The organism is Nonomuraea sp. NPDC051191 (assembly GCF_044455665.1).
Lineage (GTDB): Bacteria > Actinomycetota > Actinomycetes > Streptosporangiales > Streptosporangiaceae > Nonomuraea.
The window spans coordinates 105480-128609 of record NZ_JBITEZ010000026.1 but is presented as its reverse complement, the minus strand read 5'-3'; the positions used below and the strand labels follow the sequence as shown (position 1 = coordinate 128609).

Genomic DNA, 23130 nt, shown 5'->3' with positions numbered 1-23130 from the left:
CGTAGCCGGGCGCGATGGCCGTCGGTCGCTACGTGGAGCGCAACGCGGGCGGACCCTGGTCAAGAGAGGGTCTCTCACCCGCCGATGGGTACAACGTTAACCCAAGAAACGGACAAACACAAACCAAACACCCCAAAACGGGCAATGATCTACCTCTGAACCGTAAACCCCCGGCAAACAGCCTCAATCACAGCCAAAGCACACCGGGGTATGCGTATGCAAACGACAGGCAAGCCCCGCCCATTCCCTTCATGACCTGGGCATACGTCGGGCGGCAGACGTCGGGCGGCGGGTCACCGCTCGCGGTAGTCGGCCGCCACCCCCACGAGCGAGATCAGGCCGGCGGCGAACTCCATCGCCTCGGCATGCCCCTCCTCGAACGGCGGCTGGAAGCCCACGCCCTCCCACGTCCGCGCCGCCGGGTTCCACAGGTCGGCGCCGACCTCGAAGTCCCAGCCGTAGATGCCGTGGTCGTACCAGAGCTCGTCGGCGGAGTTGCCGGCCGCCGAGTAGAGCACGTCCGTCACCGGGCCGGTCTGCTGCGGCCAGATCACCGTGCCGCGCTCGCCGGCGATGGCCTGCTCGATCGTCCGGGCCGAACGCATGAAGTACGCCTCCTCCTGGGCGCTCGGCCTGGGCAGCGCCACGCGGCCGTCCAGCTTGTACGCCCCGGGCGGCCACATGAAGTACCCGCCGTAGCTGTGCACGTTCATGGCGAACCGGATGTTGCGGTACGTGTCCGCCAGCCACATCACGTTGCGGCTCTCCGGCTCCGAATGCTCGGCCGGACCGGCGTACGTGCCGCTCTGGCAGTTGGCCGAGGCGCCGAAGTAACCGTCCGACAGGGAGCCCACGGCGTAGTTGCGGTTGACGTCCACGCCCCAGGTGTTGCGCTGCGCCGGGTCGGACTGCGCGGCCGGGCAGTGGTTGGTCATGTTCTTCCGCTGGCCGTTGAAGTCGTAGAAGCTGTAGTTCGCGCCGTCGGGGTTGACCGTGGGGACGATGAAGATGTCGGTGCGCTGCAGCAGCTTGCGGGTGGCGGGGTCGCGGGCGTAGTTGCGCAGCAGCCGTTCGGCGGCCTCGACGGTGACCAGCGGCGCCACCCATTCCCTGGCGTGCTCCTGGGCGTAGGCCAGCACGCCGGTGCGCGAGCCGTCCCGGTGGACGCCGACACGCAGGGCCAGCACCCGCATGGGCTTGCGGGAGACGTCGGCGGGCGCCTTGAGCGAGTCGGTGAGCCGGGTGGCGGGGGCCGCGGCCATGACGCCCGCGCCCGGATCGGTGCGGTACGTCGCGGCCTTCACGCCGGTGCCCGCCGTGGCGTTGACCGCGGCCACGACCTGGGCGGCGGTGCTGACCGGCGTGCCTGAGCCGTCGGTGGCCAGGCTCACCGTGACCTGCTTGCCGTTCACGCTCACCTGCAGCGGCCGGTCCGGCGCGCCGGGGGCGGCCAGCTCGACGGACAGGTCGTTGCCGCCCTCGGAGCCGTAGGCGTCGGAGGTGACCACGACGGCGGCGCCGGGCGGCGTGCCGATCAGGGCCTGGGCGCGGCGGCGGTAGCCGTTGGTGAGGTTCGGCAGCGGGATGACGTCGGTGAGCGACGGGTAGCGCCGGTGCAGCGCCTGGATCCGCTCGTTGAGCTGGGCGGGCGGCATGTACTGGGTGACGAAGTCCTTCTGGTAGCCCGGCGCCCGGTGGTCGGGGCGTTCGCCGTCGGGCCACTCCCGTACGCGGGCCTCGGCCTTGCCGCCGGTCGCCGAGGTGACCGTGACGCGCTGCGGCTCGACCGTCACCGGGGCCGGCGTGCTGAACTGGTGGCCCATGTAGACGCCGGCGTCCACGAACGGGACCATCGCGACCTGCCCGGTGGCGCCGCGGCGGCCCGTCCAGGTGACGGTGAGCGCGGCCGGCTCGCCCGCGCTGCTGCTCGCCTCGACCGACAGGAAGTACCCGTCGCGGGACTTGTACCAGACGGCCCGTTCGATGACGATCTGGTCCTGCGCGGCGGTGGCCGGAGCCTGCCGGGCCGCGGGCGGCGTGCCGGACGCCAGGCCCACGCCGAACGACCTCAGCTCGGCGAGCTTGCTCGCCGTGAGCACGGCGTCCACCTGGACGCTGCCGTCGGCCTGCGGACGGACCCGCTCGGTCAGGTCGGCGCCGGAGGCGACCAGCCGTTCCATCGCGGCCTTGTCGGGCACGGACAGCGTGACCAGAGAGGCGGGCTCGGGGTCGGCCGGCCCGGCCACCGCCGGCAGCGACGACGGCCCGGAGGCGAGGAACGTCGAGACGACGATCATCAGAATGACTGCGGACGCCCTCAAGCCACGCATTCGGCTCCTCCAGGATCACCGGTGTCCCGATCATTGAAAGCCGACTTGACCGAACCGGCAAGACCCAGTTTCACCGTCCGGTGGAGGCGGCGATCTCCCGGATCGCGGCGACGACGAGATCCGGCTGCCGGTACTGCACGTAGTGCTCGGAGGTTCCGGCCACGACCACGCGGCCGCGCCTGGACCGGGCGGCCAACCGTCGGGCCTGGTCCAGGGCGTCCGGCGGCCCGCCGGAGGGGATGACGACCACGACCGGCGGCCCGCCGCGCTCGGCCGCCGCCGCGTCGGCGACCTCCCGCGCGCTGTCGAGCGAGGCCCACGCCTCGGCCCTGGCGGCGGCCATGCTGCCCGGCCCGTAGACGACGGGGGCGGCGGCGCGGGCCGCGGGGGTGGCGTCGCCGGGCACCAGGAGATCCCCCGCCAGCCGGAGCAGGCCGATCCTGGCCAGCGCCTGGTTGGCGGTGAGCTGGGCGGCCACCAGCGGCCTGGACACCCGCATGGCCGCCGCGGCCCCCTCGTCGGTGGCGTCGATCAGCACCGCGCCCGCCGTGAGCTCCCGGTACCGGGCGGCGAACAGGCGGACGATCTCGCCGCCGTAGGAGTGCCCGGCCAGGACGTACGGACCGGGCTCGCCCGCGGCGGCGAGCAGCGCGCGCAGTTCCGCCGCCGCCCGGCCCGCGGTGCGCGGCTCTGGGCCGTCCTCGCTCCAGGCGTAACCGGCCCGGTCGTAGGAGCACACGCGCAGCCCGGTGGACAGCCGCCGCTGGACCACCTCCCAGCTCGCGCCGGACTCGACCAGGCCCGCCTCCAGCACGACCACCGGGCCGCCGGAGCCCGTGCAGCGCAGGTGGAGGCGGTGGCCGCCGACGTCCACCAGACGGCCCGGCGGCGGGTAGCGCGCGGCGTCCCCGCGGCGGGCGGCGGTCTCGTAGCCGAGGCCCGCGCAGGCGACCGCCAGCACCAGGCCGGCGAACCAGGTGAGCAGGCGGCGCGCTCTCACGATCATGTCCCCGAATCTAGGGACCGGGCCGCCGGGTTTCCTCGTCCTGGCGGGCGAACGCGGGCTGGGAGCAGGGTCCCGGGGCACCGTCCTTCAGCGGGAGGAGGCCGCGCGGCAGGCGAGCTGGAGGGCCAGGCGCTGCCGGGGGTCGTCCAGGTCGGCCTGGAGCAGGGTCTCGATGCGGCGCACGTTCCTGCTGACGGCGTTGCGGTGCAGGTGCAGCTCCTCGGCGGCGCGGGCGGGCGAGCCGTTGTGGTCGAGGTAGGCGCGCAGGATGGCCAGGAGGTGGGCGGCCCGCTCGCCGCCGAGGTCGAGGATCGGCTGCAGCAGTTCCCTGACGGCGTGCTGGGCGGCGTCGGAGGCGTACCATTCCTCCAGCATCCGGTCGAGACCGGCCAGGTCGTAGGTGGCCAGCGGCAGGGAGCTGCGGCGCAGGGCCGTACGCGCCTCGGAGGCGGAGGTGCGCAGGCCGACCAGGCCCTGGTGGGCGGTGCTGACCCCGCAGCGCAGCTCGGCGCCCGCCGGGCGGACCCGGTCCAGCAGACGGGCGGCGTCGCGCACCGCCTCCCGCAGGCCCGCCCTGCCCTGGTCGCGGCGCTGGCTGCGGACCACGATGAGCGCGTCCCCGGCGAGCGCGGCGTTCCAGGCGGCGCCGCCCAGCTCGCGGGCCGCGCGCACGGCCCGCGAGGCGACGGTCTCCAGCAGGGCGTAGCGTTCCTGGCCGCCGTCCGCCGGGTCGTCCGTGGCGGTGTCTCTCGCGCTGTCCGTCGGGGGTTCCAGGCGCAGGACGACGTGCCAGTCGTCGATCGGCAGGCCCAGGGCCCTGGCGCGGGGGGCCAGCTCCTGGGCCTGCTTCTCGGGGGCGACCAGCAGCTCGGTGAGGAGCTGGGCGCGGGACCGTCCGGGCAGCTCGTCGGACGGGCCCGCGGCGGCGGCCAGGGCGGCGAGCCTGAGGACGATGCCGGCGGCCCGCTCGAAGTGCGTGCCGGCGGGGTCGTGCGCCCCGACGGCGAAGGCGCCGCCGTCGGCCTGGACGGGAAGGCCCAGGGCGGCCCCGGCCGCCTCGGCGATGCGCTCGGGGACGCCGCCCGCCCGGGCCACGGCCTCGGCGGCACGCGCCGTACGGACCAGCGCCTCGGCGGCGTCGCCCGCGATGGCCCGGTCGATGGCCACCACCAGCTCCGCCAGGTCGCCGTCGCCCGCCAGCAGCGCGACGCCGCCGCGTTCGGCCAGCGCGGCGGCGCTCCGGTCGACCGCGTTCCCCGTGCTTTCCGTGCTCTCCCCGACTGCCGCGGTGAGCACGAGCGCCACGGCGCCGGCCGCGGCGGCGTCGCGCAGCGCGACGTCGAGCCGGTAGCCGGCCGCCTGCCGCGAGGCTGCGCCCGTCAGGACCAGCACCGACCCCGGCGGCTGGCCCGCGATCAGGCCCAGGTCCTCGACCAGGCGCACGCCCGAGGCCGCCGCCGGCACGCCCGGCCCGGCCAGCGGGCGCAGCTCTTCCAGCAGGAACATGCCATCAGTGTGCCATCGGCACACGAAGCCCGCCAAAAAGGTGCTGCCGGAACATCCGGCTTTACCTGCGGCTTCGTAACCTCGTCAGCATGGACCTCGACACCGGGCTGTTGCCCGCCTTCGCCCGCGGCTGCGCCGTGCTCGGCTCGGGCGGCGGCGGCCCCGTGACCATCGCCCGCGCCGCGGCGCTGCAGGCGCTGGAGGACCACGGGCCGGTGCGCGTCGTCCAGCCCGCCGAGCTGGACCCCGAGCTGCTGGTCATGCCCGTGGGCACCGCGGGCTCCTCGGCCGTCATGTCCGAGCGCGTCGGCGGCACCGACGAGCCCGTCTACCTGCGCGACAAGATCGAGGAGCTGTACGGCGCACCCGTCGGCGCGGTGCTGGCCAGCGAGATCGGCGGCGCGAACGGCTGCCTGGCGGTGGCCTGGGCGGCCCGCGTCGGGCTGCCGCTGGTGGACGCCGACGGCATGAGCCGCGCCTTCCCCCGCATGGACCAGACGGTGATGCAGCTGCGCGGCATCGCGCCCACCCCCGCCGTGCTGTGCGACGAGCGCGGCCGGACCGTCGTCGTCGACCGCGTGACCGGCGGCTGGCTGGAACGCCTGGTACGGGCGTCGCTGGAGGCGTTCGGCGGCCAGGTCGCGACCAGCGAGTACATCATGCGCGGCGGCCAGGTGGCCGCCTCCACCGCGCTCGGCTCGGTCACCCGGGCCGTGCGCCTGGGGACGCGGCTGCCCGACCCGCTGGTCACCGGCAAGGTCGCGGAGACGGCCGGGTCGATCCTCGTCGAAGGGCTCGGGCCCGACCAGGGGCGGCTGGTCCGCATCCAGGCGGGCAGCGAGTTCCTGGCCGTCATCGAGGACGGCCGCCCGCTGGCCGTGGTGCCCGACGTGATCGCGATGCTGGACACCCGCACGGGCGAGGTCGTCCAGGCCGAGCAGGTCCGGTACGGGCTGCGGGTCAGCGTGGTGCGCCTGCCCTGCGACCCGGTCTGGCACACCCCCGAGGGGCTGCGGCTGGCGGGGCCCGCCGCGTTCGGGCTCACCGGCCTGGCCACCCCTCCCCCACCGGCCGCCTCCCCCGCTCCCGCGACGCCGGAAACCCCGGCGGGCACGGCCTTCAGCCCCTCCCCCATCGAACGGGAGGCGGGGACGTGAGGGCCGGGGTGGACGTCGGGCCGACCAACACCGACGCGGCCGTCGTCGCCGACGACGGCGCCGTGCGCGCCACCGTCAAGATCGCGTCGATCCCCGGTGACCCGGTGGCCAGCGTGCGCGCCGCGCTGCGACGCCTGCCCCTGGACGGCGGGCCGACCCAGGTCGCCGTCGGCCTGCGCGGCGCCGCCACCGCCGTGACCAGGCGGTCCGGGCTGCGCAGGGTCGCCGTGCTGCGCATCGCCGGCGTCTCGGCGACCGCGGTGCGCCCGCTGTCCGGCTGGCCGCCCGACCTGCGCGCCGCGGTGAACGCGGGCACCGCCGTCGTGGACGGCGGCGGCGGCCTCGACCTTGAGGACCGCACGCCACTCGACCGGGACGCCGTGGCCCGCTTCGCCGCGAGCGTGGCGGGCATCGCGCAGGCCGTCGCCGTCGCGGGCCTGTTCTCGCCCCTGGACGGCGAGCAGGAGCGCGAGGCCGCCGAGATCGTCCGGTCGGAGCTGGGCGGCGGCGTGCCGATCGCGCTGTCGGCCGACCTGGGCTCGCTCGGCCTGCTGGAACGCGAGAACGCGACCGTGCTGGACGCCGCCCTGTCGGGGTTCGCGGGCGCGGTCTCCGGCGGGCTGGCCGCCGCGCTGGCGGGCCTGTGCCCGGGGGCGGCGGCGTTCGTGACCCGCGGCGACGGCACGCTGATGAGCCTGGAGCACCTGGCCCGCCATCCCGCGCTCAGCCTCGGCAGCGGCCCGGCGAGCGTGCTGCGCGGCGCCGGCGCGCTGACCGGACTAGGTGACGCGGTGGTCGCCGACGTGGGCGCCGCCCGCGTCCGCGTCGGCGTGCTGGCCGGCGGCTATCCCGAGGAGGCCGTGGGCGGCGCGGACATCGGCGGCGTGCCCGTCGGGCTGCGCATCCCCGGGCTGATCAGGGTGCCGCGGCCGGTCGACCCGCAGGAGCTGGCCGAGGCCGTGGACCGGCTGCAACCGGGCGCCGGGCTGCTGCCGCTCGTGGTCGTGGGCGGCGGGGAGCAGGCCGTGCCCGAAGGGCTGCATCCCGCGCACGGGCCGGCCGCGGGCGCCATCGGCGCGGCGGTCAGCCCGGTCGGCGGCCAGTACGAGCGGATCGTCCGCCTGCCCGACCGCTCGGCGCTGTCCGCGGCGCTCGAACCCGTGGCCGAGGAGGCCAGGGCGGCGGCCGTCCGCGCCGGGGCCGATCCGCGGCGGGTGCGGCTCATCGGCGTGGAGGAGATCCCGCTCGCCTACCTGCCCGGCCCGTTCGTCCGGCTGCGCGCCCGCGCCGCCGGGCCGCCCTCGCTCCTGTGACCACCCGCCCGCTGTGACCACCCGCCCGCCCTGAGACCACCTGCTGTGACCGCCCGCTCGTGAGCCCCCGCCACGCCCCCCCGACGCGAAGGAAGACCGCCATGACCGACTCCGACTACCCCCTGGAGCGGGTGCCGCAATCGGCCCGCTACTCCTGGTTCAACGTGGCCGTGCAACGCTTCGGCCAGCTCTCCGACCTGACGCAGTTCCTGCTGGGCGCCACGCTCGGCGCCGGGCTGTCGTTCTGGGGCGCGTTCTGGGCGTTCACGCTCGGCTCGGTGATCCTGGAGGTGGTGTGCATCTTCGTCGGCATCGCCGGGATGCGCGAGGGCCTGTCCACCTCCATGCTCGCCCGCTGGACCGGCTTCGGCCGGTACGGCTCCACGATCATCGGGGTGATCATCGCCCTGAGCCTGTTCGGCTGGTTCGGCGTGCAGACCGCGGTCTTCGCCTCGGGCCTGCACTCGATCATGTCCTGGCTGCCGCTCTGGGTGTGGGCCATGATCGCGGGCATCGGCGTGACGCTGCTGGTCATCCGGGGGTTCAAGGCGATGGGGATGACGGCGTTCATCACCGTGCCGGCGTTCCTCGGCCTGGCCGGCTGGGCGATGTGGGTGGAAATTTCGCGACATGACCTGGGGTCGCTGGTGGCGTCGCCGCCGTTCGGCGAGCCGATCAGCATCGCGACCGGCGCCACCATCGTGGCCGGCTCCTACATCATCGGCGCGGTCACCACGCCCGACATGACCAGGTTCAACCGCAACACCGGCGACGTCGTCAAGCAGACCCTCGTCGGCATCTCCCTCGGCGAGTACGTGCTCGGCCTGGCCGGCGTGCTCCTGGCCTACGCGGTCAAGTCCTCGGACGTGATCGCGATCATCACGGCGTCCTCCGGCGTGATCGGCGTCATCGTCCTCATCTCGGCCACCGTGAAGATCAACAACTGGAACCTGTACTCCGCCGCGCTCGGCCTGCTCAACGCCGTGGAGTCCACGATCGGGGTGCGGCTGAACCGGGTCGCCGTCACCGTCGGCATCGGCGTGCTGGGCAGCGTGCTGGCCGCCGCCGGGATCCTGGAGCGCTTCACCGACTTCCTGCTGATCCTCGGCGTCATCACGCCGCCCGTGGCCGGGATCATGGTCGCCGAGTACTTCGTGGTGCGGCGCTGGCGTCCGGTGCTGGACGCCTCGCGCGCCACGGGCACGCTGCCCGAGACCGAGCCGACCTGGGTGCCCGCCACGCTGGTCATCTGGGGCGCCTCCGCGCTCGTCGGCTGGCTCAGCGACCACTACCAGTGGATCGGCATCCCGGCCCTGAACTCCCTGATCCTCGCGGGCCTGGGCTACGTCGTCGCGGGCCGGCTCGGCCTGGTCCGCGGCACCCGCGAGGTCCCCGTCGAGCGGCCCGCGCTCACCGTCTGAGCCTCACCGTCCGAACGCTCACTGTCTGAGCCTCACCGCCTGAGCGCTCACCGTCTGAGCCTCACCGTCTGAGAAGAGAGAGTCCTCCCTGATGCGTATCGGCATCGACGTGGGCGGCACCAACACCGACGCCGCCCTCATCGGCGACGACGGCCAGGTGCTGGCCACCGTCAAGTCCCCCACCACCGCGGACGTCACGGGCGGCGTCGCCGCGGCCCTGGCCGGCCTGGGCGCCACCCGGGTGTCCGCGGTGATGATCGGCACCACCCACTTCGTCAACGCCCTGGTGGAGGCCGCCCGGCTGGAGCCGGTCGCGGCCGTCCGGCTGGGCCTGCCCGCCACCGCCGCGCTGCCGCCGATGGTGGACTGGCCCGAACGCCTGCGCCAGGCGGCCGAGGGCGCGGTCTACCTGTGCCACGGCGGCTGCGAGTACGACGGCGCCCCCATCTCCGCCCCCGACCCGGACGAGCTGCGCGGCGTCGCCGCCGACATCAGGCGGCGCGGCCTGCGCACGGTCGCGATCTCCTCGGTCTTCTCCCCGGTGAGCGACGCCCACGAGCGGCAGGCCGCGGAGATCCTGGCCGCCGAGCTGGGCCCGGAGGTGCACCTGTCGCTGTCCTGCGAGATCGGCCGGGTCGGCCTGCTGGCCAGGGAGAACGCCACGATCGTGAACGCGGCCCTGCGCCCGCTGGCCGACCGCACCGTGGCCGCCTTCGGCGAGGCGCTGCGGGTGGCCGGGATCGACGCGCCGCTGTTCCTGTCCCAGAACGACGGCACGCTCATGGACGTGGACCAGGCCCGCCGCTACCCGGTGGCCACGTTCGCGTCGGGGCCGACGAACTCGATGCGCGGCGCCGCGTACCTGTCGGGGCTGACCGACTGCGCGGTGGTGGACATCGGCGGCACCACCTCCGACGTGGGCATCCTGGTCGGCGGCTTCCCGCGCGAGGCCGCCGGGGAGGCGCTGGTCGCCGAGGTGCGCACCAACTTCCGCATCCCCGACGTGCTGTCGATCGGCATCGGCGGCGGCTCGCTGGTCGCCGAGGACGGCACCACCGGCCCGCGCAGCGTCGGCTACCGGCTGACCGAGGAGGCGCTGGTGTTCGGCGGCGGCACGCTGACCGCCACCGACCTGGCCGTGGCCGCCGGGCTGGCCGACATCGGCGACCGCGCCAAGGTCGCGCACGTGGACCCGCAGCGCCCGCTCAAGCTCATCGCCGAGCGCGTCTCGGAGGCGGTGGACCGCATGCGCACCTCGTCCGCGCCGCTGCCCGTCGTGCTGGTCGGCGGCGGCAGCGTGCTCATCCAGGACCTGCCGGGCTTCGACGACGTGCGCCGCCCGGCGCACTTCGAGGTGGCCAACGCGGTCGGCGCGGCCATCGCCCAGGTCGGCGGCGAGGTGGACCGGGTCTTCTCCGGCCCGCGCGAGCGCATCCTGGAGGAGGCCAAGAGCGAGGCGATCATCCGCGCCGAGCGCGGCGGCGCCCGCGCGGGCAGCGTGCGGATCGTGGACGTGGAGGAGCTGCCGCTCGCCTACCTGCCCGGCGACGCCACCCGGATCAGGGTGAAGGCCGTCGGCGACCTGGACCTGGAGAAGATCGATGCGTGAGATCGGAATCGACCGGCTGGACGACATGGCCCGCGGGGCCGGCATCCTCGGCACCGGCGGCGGCGGCGACCCGTACGTGGGCAAGCTGCTGGCCCGCGAGGCCATCCGCAGGCACGGTCCAGTGCCGCTGGTGGCCATCGACGAGGTGCCCGCGGACGCCACCGTCGTGGCGGTCTCGGGCATGGGCGCGCCGACCGTGCTGCTGGAGAAGCTGCCGGCGGGCACCGAGGAGCTGACCGCGCTGCGCGCCCTGGAGGCGGTGCTCGGGCGTCCGGCCACGCACATCGTGCCCATCGAGGTCGGCGGCGTGAACTCGATGATCCCGATCGCCGCCGCCGCGCAGGCGGGCCTGCCGATCGTGGACGGCGACGCCATGGGCCGCGCCTTCCCCGAGGCGCAGATGGTGCTGCCGACGCTGATCGGCGTGCCGAACACGCCGATGGCCCTGGCCGACGACAAGGGCAACACGCTGGTGCTGGAGACGGTCTCCAACGTGTGGGCCGAGCGCCTGGCGCGGGCGGCGTGCGTGCAGATGGGCTGCCAGGTCTCCTGCGCCGACACCGTCATGCGCGGCGACCAGCTGCGCGACGGTCTCGTGCCGGCCACGCTGACGCTGGCCGAGGACCTGGGCCGGGCCGTGCGGCTGGCCCGCGCGGGCCACGCCGACCCGGTGGCGGCGGCCCTGGACGTGCTGGGCGGCCTGAAGCTGTTCACCGGCAAGGTCGTGGACGTGGAGCGCCGCACGACCGGCGGCTTCGCCCGCGGCCAGGCCCGCCTGGAGGGCACCGGCACGCTGGAGCTCAGCTTCCAGAACGAGCACCTGCTGGCCCGCCGGGACGGCGAGATCGTGGCCACCACGCCCGACCTGATCTGCGTGCTGGACACCGACTCGGGCGAGCCGGTCACCACCGAGGCCATGCGCTACGGCCTGCGCGTCACGGTCATCGCCGTGCCCTGCGACCCGCGCTGGACGTCGCCGGGCGGGCTGGAGCTGGCCGGGCCGCGGTACTTCGGCTACGACTGCGACTACCGGCCGCTCGCGACGACCCCGGCGTAGACCCAGCGCCCGTCGAGCCGGACGAACCTGCTGTGCTCGTCGAGCACGCCCGGCACCCGCCGGTTGACGAAGTGGGCGCGGAAGCGCACGGTGCCCTCGGTGTGGACGGGGCTGCCGCCGGTGCTCTCCAGCACCTCCAGCTCCACCCAGGCGACCTTCCTGTCGAGGTCGAGGCGGGCCGGGCGGTCGGCGGGGTGCCAGGTGGCCATGAGGTAGGACTCGTCCCCCACGGCGAACGCGCTGAACCTGGACCGCATGAGCGACTCCGCGGTGGGGGCCGACCCCTCACCGCGGTGGTATCTCCCGCAGCAGTCCGCGTAGGACGCGGGCAGACCGCAGGGGCATGGACGAGGAGGCATGCCCCCCATTGTGCCGCCCCCGCACCGCCCCTGCGCCGTTCCGCACCGCCCCCGCGCCGGCCCCGCGCCGGCCCCGCGCCGGCCCCGCGCCGGCCCCGCGCCGGCCCCGCGCCGGCCCTGCGCCGGCCCCTCCCGTGCCGCCCTGCGGTCCGCCGGGTGCGGGTGTGGGGTCAGAGCCGGGCGGTCAGCTCGGTCAGGGTCGCGCCGAGCGGGGCGTCGAGCAGGAGGGTGGCGTCGGCGTCGGCGCCGGTGGGGCCCTGGTTGACGATGGCGACGGGCAGCCCGAGCTCGGCGGCCCTGGTGACGAAGCGCAGCCCCGACCTGATCGCCAGCGACGACCCCAGCACGAGCAGCGAGCGCGCCCCGTCCACGAGCGCGAAGCACTCCGCCACCCGATCCCTCGGCACGTTCTCCCCGAAGAAAATCACGTCGGGCTTGAGCAGCCCGCCGCAGGAGCCGCAGTCGACCACCCGGAACCCGGCGACCTGCGCGTCGGTGAGGGCCGCGTCGCCGTCGGGGTTGGCGTGGCCCTCGGCGGCCCAGCGCGGGTTGGCCGCGCTGAGCCGGCGCTCCAGCTCGGCGCGCGGGGTGCGCTCCCGGCACGACAGGCAGACGACGCGGTCGAGGCCGCCGTGCAGCTCGATCACCCGGCCGGCGCCGGCGGCCTGGTGGAGGCCGTCGACGTTCTGCGTGACGATGCCGGCCAGCAGGCCGCGCCGCTCCAGCTCGGCCACCGCGCGATGGCCGGCGTTGGGCGCGGCCCGGCCGATCTGCCGCCAGCCGACGTGACTGCGCGCCCAGTAGCGGCGGCGCGCCTCGGCGCTGCCGGTGAAGCGCTGGTACGTCATCGGCTCGGCGCGCCGGGACCGCCCGGTCGGCCCCCGGTAGTCGGGGATGCCCGACTCGGTGGACAGCCCGGCGCCACTGAGCACCACGACGCCGCCGCCGGAGACCAGCTCGGTCAGCGACGCGATCGCCGGTGACGTCACGGGCGCCGTCACGGGTGCTGTCGCAGTTTCTTGCACACCATCCATGATGCCCGGTCAGAGATAGTTGCTGAGCTCGACCAGGTTCCCGTCGGGGTCGCGCAGGTAGACGCTCCGGATAGGACCGAGCGCGCCCGTGCGCTCCACCGGGCCCTCCTCGATGCCGACGCCGTGGGCGGCCAGCTCGTCCATGACCGTCTCGATGGGGTCGGCGGTGATCAGGCACAGGTCGGCGCTCCCCGGCGCGGGCCGGGCGGCCTTCGGCTCGAACTCGTGGCCGGCCTCGTGCAGGTTGATCTTGCTCTGCCCGAAGGCCAACGCCCGCCGCCCTTCTCCGAACGTCACCGCCTCCATCCCCAGCACCGTGGTGTAGAAGCGCACCGCGGCCTCGACGTCGGCGACGGTCAGCACCAGGTGGTCCAAGCGGTCGATCCTCATGTGGTCCCTCGTTCCTCGATCGTTTCCCCGTTCCATAGTCTGCGCATCTCGGGGCAGGTGCGCAGCAGCTCCGGCAGCGTCCCTCGACCGGCGACGCGGCCCCGGTCGAGGACGACCACCTGCTCGGCGCGTTCGAGCGCGGCCCGGCGGGTGGAGACCACGAGCAGGGTGGCGGGGCCGTGCCGGGCGACGCGCTCCCACAGCAGGTTCTCGGTCCCGACATCCAGGGCGGACGACACGTCGTCCACGACGAGCAGCTCGGGGGCGCGGACCAGGGCGCGGGCGGAGGTGGCCCGCTGAGCCTGGCCGCCGGACAGGCGCACGCCCCGGGGGCCGACGACGGTCTCCAGGCCGTCCGGCATGGCGGCCAGGTCCTCCTCGAAGGCGGCCAGCTCCAGCGCCCGGCCCAGGTCATCGTCGCCCGCGGGCAGGCCGAGGAGCAGGTTCTCGCGCAGGGTCTCCGAGAACAGGCGCGGGATCTGGCTCGCGTACGCCGCCCGTCCCGGCACCAGGAACGAGCCGGGGTCGGGCACCGGGCGGCCGTTCCAGGTGATCGTCCCGGCGTCGAGCGGCAGCAGGCCGAGCAGGGCGCGCACGAGTGTGGTCTTGCCCGCGCCGACGGCCCCGGTGACGACGGTGAACGTGCCGCGCGGCAGCGTCAGGTCCACGCCGTGCACGCCGCGCCCGCCGGGGTGCCGCACGGTCAGCCCCCGCGCCTCCAGCACCTCGCCGACCGGGGGCGTCTCCGCAGGAGGGGGCGGTGGGGTGTGGCGGAGGTGGAGGGTGCGGTCGCGGGTCAGGTCGGCGGCGTCCTGGTGCGGGGCGAGCAGCGCCGTCAGCCGCTCGGCCGAGACCTCCGCCCTGGGCAGGCGGTACAGGACGGAGCCGATCGTGCGCGGCAGCGCCGTCAGCCAGCCGACGTAGCTGGTGAACAGCGCCAGGTCGCCCACGGTGAACTCGCCCCGCCGCATCGCCCCGGCGGCCAGCAGCAGCACGACGCCGACGCCCAGCTCGACCGTGGTGCCCGTGGCGGCCTCCATCAGGTCGGTGGCCAGGCGGCTGCGTACGGCGGCGTCGCGGCGGCGGGCGTTGAGCGTACGCAGCCGGTCCAGCGCCGCCCGCTCGGCCCCGGCCGTCTTGATCGCGAGCACGCCGCCGAACAGCTCGCCGACGAAGGCCGTCACGCCCGCGCCCAGCTCCCTGGCCCGCTGGTGCCGCCGCCCGACCACCCGTCCCATGAGCCTGCTCAGCAGGCCGATGGCGAGCATCGGCACGACCAGCGTCACGGTGACGACGGGGTCGATCGAGACCATGACGGCCAGCGCCGCCCCGCCGAACAGCACGCCTCCGGCCAGGGGGACCGACTCGTCGGCGAGCTCCACCAGCTCGGCCACGTCGTCGCGCAGCCGGGCCAGCGACTCGCCCGGGGAGCTCGGCAGGCGGGCGGCGACCGGGCCGCGCGCCGTCAGCACCGAGCCCAGCACGTTGGCGCGCAGCAGGGTGGCCGCCGCGTCCCACCAGTAGGAGCCGTAGGCCCAGGCGAACGTCAGGACGACGCCGCGCAGCAACTCGACGCCCGCGAACGCCGCGCACAGCCACAACGACTGGCGCAACGTCGCCGGGCTGTGCCCGCTGACCTGGTCGAAGAGCTGCCGCAGCACCAGCCCGCCGCCGAGCGGGAGCACGTGGACCGGCAGCCACAGCAGGATCTGGAGCACGTACAGGCGCGGGTCGAAGCCGATCAGGCGGCCCGTCACGCCCAGGGCCCGGCGCGGGCTCATCGGCTCACCCCCGCGGCGTCCAGGAGCCTGCCGAACCTGCTGTGCGGGTCGGCGGCCAGGTCGGCGCGGCGGCCGTACTCGACGAGCTTGCCGCCGTCCAGCACGGCGACCTTGTCCACGTGGGCCAGGGAGGAGAGCCGGTGGGCGATGAGCACGCCGGTCCGCCCGTCCAGCAGCCGCCGTACGCCGTCCTCGACGTGCCGTTCGGTGGCCGGGTCGAGCCTGCTGGACGCCTCGTCGAGAATGACCAGGCCGGGGTCGGCCAGGAACGCCCGCGCGAAGGCGAGCAGCTGCGCCTCGCCGGCGGACAGGCCGCCGGGTTCGCCGTCGAGCCCGCCGGGCAGGGCCGCCAGCCAGCCGCCCAGCCCCACCCCGGCCAGCACGTCCCGCAGGCGGTCGTCGTCGTCACCGGAGAGCGCGCCGAACAGGGTGAGGTTGTCGCGGACGCTGCCGGCGAACAGCCGGACGTCCTGGGTGACCACGCCGACCCGGCGGCGCAGCGACTCCGGGTCGGCCTCGCGCAGGTCCAGACCGCCGAGCGCGACCGTGCCGCCGGTCGGGTCGTACAGGCGCAGCAGCAACTTGGCGAGGGTGGTCTTGCCGCTGCCGGTGCGTCCCACCAGGCCCAGGCGTTCGCCGGGGGCCAGGGTGAGGGTGATGCCCGACAGCGTGGTCTCGCCGTCGTCGGGATAGGCGAAGCTCACGTCGTCCAGCCGCAGGGCGAGCGCGCCGGAGGCGGGCAGCGTCCGGGGCGCGGCGGGCGCGGGCAGCGCGGGCCGCTCGGCCAGCAGGGCGCCGATGCGGGCGAACCCGGCCAGCGCCCCCTGGAACTGCCTGAGCTGGTCGATGAGCCGCTCGAACGGCGTGCGGATCATCATCGTGTACTGGAAGAGCAGCACGGCGGCCCCGACCGTGAGCGCGCCCGCGTCCAGCAGCCAGGCGGCCAGGGCGAGCATCAGCGCGGTCCCGGCCGCGAACGCCACGTTCGTGGCCGCGAGCAGGCCGCCCGCGATGCGGGAGCCGTGCCACTCGGCGCGGAACCACGCCCCGGCCACCTGGTGGAAGCGGCCGAGCGCGTGCCGACCGGCGCCGTTGGCCCGCAGGTCCTCGGCCCCGGCCAGCCGCTCTTCGAGGTGGCCGTAGAGCGCGGCGCTCGCCTCCCGCGACCGGGTCGCCGACGGCACGGCGAGCCGCTGCGCGACGGCCATCCCGAGCCCGGCCGCCAGGCAGTACGCCAGCAGCGCCGCGCCCAGCCGCCAGTCGACGGTGAACACGACGGCGAGCACACCGGCCAGCAGCAGCAGCCCGGCCACGACGTCGAGCACGAAGGCGACGACGAAGGCGGCCACGGCCGCCACGTCGCCGTCCACGCGTTCGATCAGCTCGCCGGGCGAGTGGCGGGCGTGGAAGGCCAGGTCGAGGCCGAGCGCATGCCCGGCCAGGTGTTCGCGCAGGCGGTTGGTGCCATCCCAGGCCAGGCGGCCGGCGAGCCACGCGGTGGCCATGCGGGCGGCCTGACCGGCGGCGGCCAGGGCGAGGTAGCCGAGCGCGATCAGGATCAGGTGGCGCAGCCCGGCGCCGCCGGCGGCGTCGTCGACGAAGCGGCGGGTGATCTGGGGCGCGGCCAGCGGCAACGCCGTGGCCGCGGCGGTGGCGGCGGCCAGCGCGAGCGCGGCGCGCGGGCCGGGGAGCAGGTGGCGCAGCGCCTGCCGGGCGGGTCTATCTACATGCGGAAACGTCTCGGTACGCGGAGATGTCAAGAAGCGTCATGCCCTCTGAATAGGTGGGATTCCTGTGCTGAAAGGTCATGAACGCTGTTCTCATCGTGCCGCTCCTCCGGCCGGTTACTGGTGCCGCCGGGAAGTACAACAGCCGCCCGCGCCGCGCCGCAACGGGTTTTCGGCCGTCTACGGGATCTATACGCCGCCTATACAGCCGCTGATCACGCTGAGCACCGAACAGCCTTACACCCCCCGCGGAGGTTGGACGGTGTTGAAGAAACGCAGGCGGCTGACTCCCTTACCGCCGATCCTCGTCCTGTTGCTGACGTCCACGGCCCTCGCGCCGCTCCCCGCGCGGGCCGCCCCGCCCGCGCCCGCCAAGGCCGCGGCGACCGCGGTCTGCCCGGACGAGATGCCCACCGAGATCTCCGCCCGGCTGGCCGCCACGGTCTGCGGCAAGCGGATCAAGGCGGTCTCGCTGACCACCGAGACCGACGAGTTCTTCGTCAACCCGGCCGGCACGGTCACCCAGGAGCACCGCTACCGCCCGGTCCGGGTCAGGCGGGGCGAGGCGTGGGTGCCCGCCGACCCGACGCTCGCCCTGGACCAGGACGGCACGGTGGCGCCGAAGGCCGCCGCGGTCTCCTACCGCTTCTCCGGCGGCGGCGACGGCCCGCTGGTGACCGCCACCGAGCGGGGCACCCGGCTCAGCCTCGGCGCGCCGCTCGGCGCCCTGCCCAAGCCGGTGCTGGACGGCGCCACCGCCACCTACCCCGAGGTGCTGCCGGGCGTGGACCTGGTGCTGACCGCGGACGTGGACGGCTTCGCCGAGAAGCTCGTCGTCAAGACCCGGCAGGCGGCGGCGAACCCGGCGCTGAAGGAGCTGACGTTCGCCACGTCGGTGAAGAAGGGCGAGGCCAGGACCGACAAGCACGGCAACGTCTCGATCCTCGACGCCGAGGGCGAGCCGGTGTTCGGCTCGGCGCCCCCGGAGATGTGGGACGCCGCCACCGAGTCGGCCATGACCCGCAACCCGGCCACCCCGGCGCTGGCCGCCCAGCCGGGCCGGCGGGCCAGGATGGGCGTGCGGCTGTCGGGCCGCGAGCTGCGCGTCACCCCCGACGCCGCCCTGCTGGCCGACCCCGCCACGGTCTTCCCGGTGACGATCGACCCGAGCTTCACCTCGGCCAAGTCCGGCTGGACGTACGTGGACTCGGCCTATCCCACCAGCGCGTACTGGAACTCGACGAACGACGCGACGGCCGGCACCAGCAACGGCGGCGGCTACAAGCGGCGCTCGTTCTTCAACATGGGCCTGTCGGGCCTGGCCGGCAAGCACATCACGGCGGCCACCTTCAACATCAAGGAGACGTGGGCCTGGTCCTGCTCGGCGCGGAACGTCGAGCTGCACAGGACCGCCGCCGTCGGCTCGGGCACCACGTGGAACAACCAGCCCGCCTCGAACCTGAACGTCGGCGCCAAGAACGTCGCCTACGGCTGGTCGTCGGCCGGTCAGGGCGGCGCGTCGACCTGCCCGGCGGCCTGGGTCGGCTGGGACGTCACCAGCGCCGTGCAGAGCGTGGTGAGCGCGAACGGCACGTCGGTCACCTTCATGGTCAAGGCCGGGAGCGAGACCGACAACTACTACTGGAAGCGCTTCGCCAACAACCCGAACATCGCCATCACCTACAACTCGCTGCCGGGCACGCCGTCGGCCCTGGCCGTCGCGCCCTGCTCGGTGTGCGCCAGCCCGGCCATGGTGGGCGCGGCGCAGCCGACGTTGTCGGCCAAGGTGAGCGACGCCGACGGGCAGGCGCAGCGGGCCGACTTCGAGGTCTGGACGGCCGACCACGCGACCAAGGTGACCGGCGGCTCGGCCGCGAACGTCGCGAACGGCGCCACCGCGTCCTGGAAGGTCGGCACGGCCCTGGCGAGCACGTCCTACGCCTGGCGGGTGCGCTCCCATGACGGCACCGACTACGGCCCCTGGTCGGCCTGGTTCGCGTTCACGGTGGACGCCGCCCCGCCGCCCGCCCCCGAGGTGTCCTCCGGCGACTACCCCGAGGACGCGTGGGCCAAGGGCGCCGGTCAGGCCGGCCAGTTCACCATCACACCGGCCTCGGCCGACGTGTCCTCGGTGTCGTGGTCCTTCGACGGCGGCACCCAGCAGTCGGCGGCGAGCAGCGGCTCCCCGCACACCGTGAGCTGGACGCCGCCCGCCGACGGCCCGCACACCCTCAAGGCGTGGGTCAAGGACAAGGCGGGCAACCTGTCGGAGGCGACGACGTACGCGTTCAACGCGGGCGGCTCGGCGGTCACCTCGCCCAAGGACGGGCAGTCCACCGCCCGCCGGACGGTCCTGGCGGCGACGGGCAGCGCGGGGCTGAGCGCGGTCACCTTCTCCTACCGGCGCGGCGAGGCCGACTCCTGGCACCAGGTGCCGGCGGCCGACGTGCGCAGGAAGTCCGACGGGTCGGCGGTCGCCTGGCCGGTGGCGATGAGCGCGGGCGCCTCGCCCGAGCTGGTCTGGGACACCACGCACACGCTGACCGAGGACGGCTCGATCGAGATCAGGGCCGAGTTCACCAGCTCCTCGGGCACGGCCGCCTCCCAGCCGGTGGACCTGGTCGTGGACCGGGACGGCGAGGGCGCCTCCACCCAGCCGGTCGGCCCGGGCTCGGTCAACACGCTCACCGGCGACTTCAGGATGGCCGCGACCGACGCCAATGTGTACGGCATCGGCCTGATGCGCTCGTTCTCCTCGCGTGACCCGCGCAAGGGCTCGGCGCTGCCGGGCGTGGCGGCCGTCTTCGGCACCGAGTGGACGCCGACCGGGCTCGCCCAGTCGGGCCAGGGCACGTTCGCCCAGCTCCGGGCCACCTCCTCCACCTCGGTGGAGCTGAGCGGCGAGGGCTCGGCGCTGGCCTTCACCAAGAACGCCGACGGCTCGTACGAGCCGCAGCAGGACGCGGCGAGCCTGAAGCTGACCTTCGACGCCGCGGCCGACCGCTACACCCTGTCGGACACGAACTCGGCCGAGCGCACGGTGTTCGCCAAGGTGGACGCCGCGGCGCCGATCTATCTGGTGCGGGCGGTCTACCCGGCCAGCGGCAAGGGCAGCACGGCGTTCGTGTGGCAGTCGGTGACCGGCTCCGACGGCAAGGCGCTGGCCCGGCCAGTCAAGATCATCGCGCCGTCGTACACGCAGGCCGACTGCGACGTGGACACGCTGGCGAGCCTGCCCCAGGGCTGCCGGCTGATCAAGCTGGACTACGCCACGACCACGACCGCGGGCGCGCAGCTCGGCGACGTGGCCGGGCAGGTCAAGGCGATCAGCCTGTGGGAGGGCGGCGCGAGCGCGCCGATGGGCCTGTCGGAGTACCGCTACGACGACCTGGGCCGCCTGCGCGAGCAGTGGAACCCGGCCACCCCCGAGATCAGGACGCGCTACGACTACGACCTCGGCGGCCGGGTGAACCGCTACACCCCGCCGGGCGAGCTGCCGTGGACGTTCACCTACGGCAAGGCGGGCAACGCCGACACCGCCGCGGACGGCATGCTGCTGGCCGTCTCCCGGCCGACGCTGCGGCCCGGCACGCCGAGCGAGACGAACGGCACCGCGGTCACGTCGGTGGTCTACGACGTGCCGATCAGCGGGGCCGGGGCGCCGTACGGGCTGGGCGAGACGGCCACGGCCGCCTGGGGGCAGAGCGACTCCCCGGTGGACGCGACCGCGATCTTCCCGGCCGACCAGGTGCCGGCCAACCACACCGGGCGGGGCGGGCTGGCCGCCTCCGACTACGGCCGCGCCACGATCACCTACCTGAACGCCTCCGGCCAGACGGTCAACCGGGTGGAGCCCGGCGGCGCGGTCTCGACCAGCCAGTACGACGCGCAGGGCAACACGGTGCTGTCGCTGTCGGCGGGCAACAGGGCGCTCGCCCTCGGGCAGTCGCCGAACGCCGGGACCGAGCTGACCCGGCTCGGGCTGCTCAACGCCTCGACCGCCGACCGGGCGCGGCTGCTGGCCGAGGAGTCCGCCTACAGCTCCGACGGGCAGCGGATGGTCTCCGAGCTGGGCCCGCTGCACCTGGTCACGCTGAACGGCACGCAGGCCGCGGCCAGGAAGCACACGGTCAACACCTTCGACGAGGGCCGGCCGGCCGACGCCAAGGTGTCGAACCTGGCCACGACAGTCGCGGTGGGCGCGTACGTGCCCGGCGCGGCCTCCGACGCCGACGTGCGGACGAACCGGACGTACTACGACTGGAACACCGGTAAGAGCGTCAAGACCGTGGAGGACCCCGGCGGTCTGGCGATCACCAAGACGACCGTGTACGACTCCGACGGCCGGGTGGTCGCCACCACGATGCCGAAGTCGTCCGGCGACGACGCGGGCACCACGACCAGCGAGTACTACACCTCCGACGGCACCGGCGCGTGCGGCGGCAGGGCCGAGTGGGCCGGGCAGCTGTGCCGGACGAAGTCGAAGACGGGCGTCGGCGACAACGGCACCCGTCCGGCCGAGCTGGTCACCAAGGTGTACGCCTACGAGCCCGGCGGCCGCGTGTCGTCGGTGACCGAGACGGCCAACGGGGTGACCAGGACCACGACGACCACGTACAACCCGGCGGGCGACATCGTCAAGACCGTCGTGAGCGGCGGGGCCGGCACGGCGGTGCCAGAGGTGAGCACCACCTACGACGCGGCCGGACGGGCCGTCAGGACCACGGCCTCCAACGGGACCGTGATCATCCGCGAGTACGACGCGCTGGGCCGCCAGACGGCCTACACCGACGCCGACGGCGGCGTGACCAGGGTCGAGTACGACGCCCTCGACCGCATCACCAAGAAGACCGACGGCGCCCCCTCGACGGTCACCTACGCCTACGACGACGTGCGCGGCGCGCTGGCCACCATGACCGACTCGGTGGCCGGGACGTTCACCGCCACGTACACCGTCGACGGCTCGATCAGCCACGAGAACCTGCCGGGAGGCATCTCCTACGACCTCACCCGCGACCCGTCGGGCGCGCCCTCCACCCGCGTCTACCAGACGGCGGCCGGGGTGCGGCTGCTGGACGACTCGGTGACCTGGTCGATCCACGGCCAGCAGGTCACGCACAACGGGCTGTCCGCGCAGAAGATCGGCTACGACAAGCTGGGCAGGATCGCCTCGGTGGACGACACCGTCAGCGGCACCTGCTCGCGCCGGGCCTACGGCTACGACGCCAACTCCAACAGGACAGGGCTGACCACGAGCGCCTGCGACGGCTCGGGGGCGGTCACCGAGAACCACGCCTACGACGGCGGCGACCGGCTGGCCGACGCCGGTTACGAGTACGACGCCTACGGCCGCACGACGGCCACGCCGGCCGGGCTGAAGGCGGAGTACTACACCACCGACCTGGTCAGGCAGATGACGTCCGGCTCGGTGCGACAGTCGTACACGCTGGACCCGGAGCTGCGCCGCAACACCACCACGCTGGAGCAGCTGTCCGGCGGCACGTGGAGCCCGGCCGGCAAGCGGGTCGAGCACTTCGACGCCGACGACGACACGCCCGCCTGGGTCGTGGAGGGCGGCGCCGTCACCAGGAACGTGCACTCCATCTCCGGCGGCCTGGCCGCGGTCACCTCGGCGACCGGGGACGTGCGGCTGCAACTGACGAACCTGCACGACGACATCAACGTGGTCTACGCCGGCGGCGTGCCGCTGGCGCTGGACTTCGACGAGTTCGGCAACCCGCGCGCCGGCCAGCCGGCGATGCGGTACGGCTGGCACGGCGCGGCCGAGCGGGCCGCCGACACCCCCGACGGCACGATCCTCATGGGCGTCCGGCTCTACCAGCCCAAGCTGGGACGGTTCCTGCAGACCGACCCGGTGGAGGGCGGCAGCGCCAACGCCTACGACTACGCCAACCAGTCGCCGACCTCCAACGCCGACCTGGACGGCAAGAAGTGGTACTGGTGCACCAACTTCTGGCACTTCGCCTTCAACCACTGCGGCGTCAGCTACGCCTACTACCACGGGAGCTGGCGTTACGTGCAGTGGAAGAAGACGCCGGCCGGCTGGTGGGTGCGCGGCGTGTACTACGACTACTGCACCAAGTCCCCCGACAAGCCGCTCGGCTACGACTTCCGCCAGGCGTGCATGATGCACGACTACGGGTACGCCCTGCGCAACATGGGGTACGTCCATAGCAAGTACCAGGTGGACTACATCTTCTATTACGTCCTTTACTGGGGCGTCTGCTCCCACTACTTCTTCAAGGGGACATGTCGCAGCATCGCGTACGCGTACTTCCTTTCGGTGGTCGCCTTCGGCCACCCGTGACCTAGGATGAGCCACCGGCGGGAGCTACCACGAAAGGCTCCCGCCGGTGCCCTTTTCTCCCGGTCGGCACAGGGTTGACGGGAGTCGGACGTTGATGCACATTGAAGCAGCT

14 protein-coding genes are annotated in these 23130 nt (G+C 74.2%); 6 read left to right on the top strand and 8 right to left on the bottom strand.

The features are described 5' to 3' along the window. Nucleotides 1-293: 293 nt before the first annotated feature. From ACIA8R_RS48165 to ACIA8R_RS48155, 3 genes are all read right to left on the bottom strand, one after another. Nucleotides 294-2297, bottom strand: coding sequence for a M14 family zinc carboxypeptidase (locus ACIA8R_RS48165; protein ID WP_397044650.1), 2004 nt, complete (start codon nucleotides 2295-2297; stop codon nucleotides 294-296). Nucleotides 2298-2400: 103 nt separating this feature from the next. Beyond that, nucleotides 2401-3336, bottom strand: coding sequence for an alpha/beta fold hydrolase (locus tag ACIA8R_RS48160; RefSeq protein ID WP_397044648.1), 936 nt, complete (start codon nucleotides 3334-3336; stop codon nucleotides 2401-2403). 87 nt (nucleotides 3337-3423) lie between these two features. Then, a complete protein-coding gene (locus tag ACIA8R_RS48155; protein WP_397044646.1) occupies nucleotides 3424-4842 on the bottom strand; it encodes a PucR family transcriptional regulator in 1419 nt (472 codons plus the stop codon). A gap of 89 nt (nucleotides 4843-4931) precedes the next feature. Between ACIA8R_RS48155 and ACIA8R_RS48150 the strand changes: the two genes are divergently transcribed. From ACIA8R_RS48150 to ACIA8R_RS48130, 5 genes are all read left to right on the top strand, one after another. Continuing rightward, nucleotides 4932-5999 (top strand): DUF917 domain-containing protein, encoded by a 1068-nt coding sequence (locus tag ACIA8R_RS48150; protein WP_397044644.1) that lies wholly within the window; start codon nucleotides 4932-4934, stop codon nucleotides 5997-5999. Beyond that, nucleotides 5996-7312, top strand: a complete 1317-nt coding sequence (locus ACIA8R_RS48145) for a hydantoinase/oxoprolinase N-terminal domain-containing protein (RefSeq protein WP_357705805.1) — start codon at nucleotides 5996-5998, stop codon at nucleotides 7310-7312. Before ACIA8R_RS48150 ends, ACIA8R_RS48145 begins: the two co-directional genes overlap by 4 nt. Nucleotides 7313-7413: 101 nt before the next feature. After that, nucleotides 7414-8733, top strand: coding sequence for a cytosine permease (locus tag ACIA8R_RS48140; protein WP_357705804.1), 1320 nt, complete (start codon nucleotides 7414-7416; stop codon nucleotides 8731-8733). 91 nt (nucleotides 8734-8824) lie between these two features. After that, the gene (locus ACIA8R_RS48135; RefSeq protein ID WP_364098327.1) at nucleotides 8825-10342 is read left to right on the top strand and encodes a hydantoinase/oxoprolinase family protein; all 1518 of its coding nucleotides are present in this window, start codon (nucleotides 8825-8827) and stop codon (nucleotides 10340-10342) included. Continuing rightward, nucleotides 10335-11399: a DUF917 domain-containing protein gene (locus ACIA8R_RS48130; RefSeq protein ID WP_352329660.1), complete on the top strand. Its 1065-nt coding sequence runs from the start codon at nucleotides 10335-10337 to the stop codon at nucleotides 11397-11399. Before ACIA8R_RS48135 ends, ACIA8R_RS48130 begins: the two co-directional genes overlap by 8 nt. On the opposite strand, the gene ACIA8R_RS48125 is transcribed toward ACIA8R_RS48130, so the two are convergent. The 5 genes from ACIA8R_RS48125 to ACIA8R_RS48105 all read right to left on the bottom strand — a co-directional run bounded on the left by ACIA8R_RS48125 (nucleotide 11369) and on the right by ACIA8R_RS48105 (nucleotide 16723). After that, nucleotides 11369-11656: a YchJ family metal-binding protein gene (locus ACIA8R_RS48125; RefSeq protein WP_357705802.1), complete on the bottom strand. Its 288-nt coding sequence runs from the start codon at nucleotides 11654-11656 to the stop codon at nucleotides 11369-11371. The two genes, ACIA8R_RS48130 and ACIA8R_RS48125, sit on opposite strands and share 31 nt — an antisense overlap. Nucleotides 11657-11928: 272 nt before the next feature. Beyond that, a complete protein-coding gene (locus ACIA8R_RS48120) occupies nucleotides 11929-12759 on the bottom strand; it encodes an NAD-dependent protein deacetylase (RefSeq protein WP_364098331.1) in 831 nt (276 codons plus the stop codon). A gap of 42 nt (nucleotides 12760-12801) precedes the next feature. Then, nucleotides 12802-13182: a VOC family protein gene (locus ACIA8R_RS48115; RefSeq protein ID WP_357705800.1), complete on the bottom strand. Its 381-nt coding sequence runs from the start codon at nucleotides 13180-13182 to the stop codon at nucleotides 12802-12804. After that, a complete protein-coding gene (locus ACIA8R_RS48110) occupies nucleotides 13179-14963 on the bottom strand; it encodes an ABC transporter ATP-binding protein (RefSeq protein WP_397044640.1) in 1785 nt (594 codons plus the stop codon). Before ACIA8R_RS48110 ends, ACIA8R_RS48115 begins: the two co-directional genes overlap by 4 nt. After that, a complete protein-coding gene (locus ACIA8R_RS48105) occupies nucleotides 14960-16723 on the bottom strand; it encodes an ABC transporter ATP-binding protein (RefSeq protein WP_397044638.1) in 1764 nt (587 codons plus the stop codon). Before ACIA8R_RS48105 ends, ACIA8R_RS48110 begins: the two co-directional genes overlap by 4 nt. A 280-nt stretch (nucleotides 16724-17003) precedes the next feature. Here ACIA8R_RS48105 and ACIA8R_RS48100 point away from each other — a divergent pair, with 280 nt between their 5' ends. Beyond that, nucleotides 17004-23018 carry a phospholipase A2 gene (locus ACIA8R_RS48100; RefSeq protein WP_397044636.1) on the top strand — a complete coding sequence of 2005 codons (6015 nt, stop codon included), beginning with the start codon at nucleotides 17004-17006 and terminating at the stop codon, nucleotides 23016-23018. Nucleotides 23019-23130: the final 112 nt, after the last annotated feature.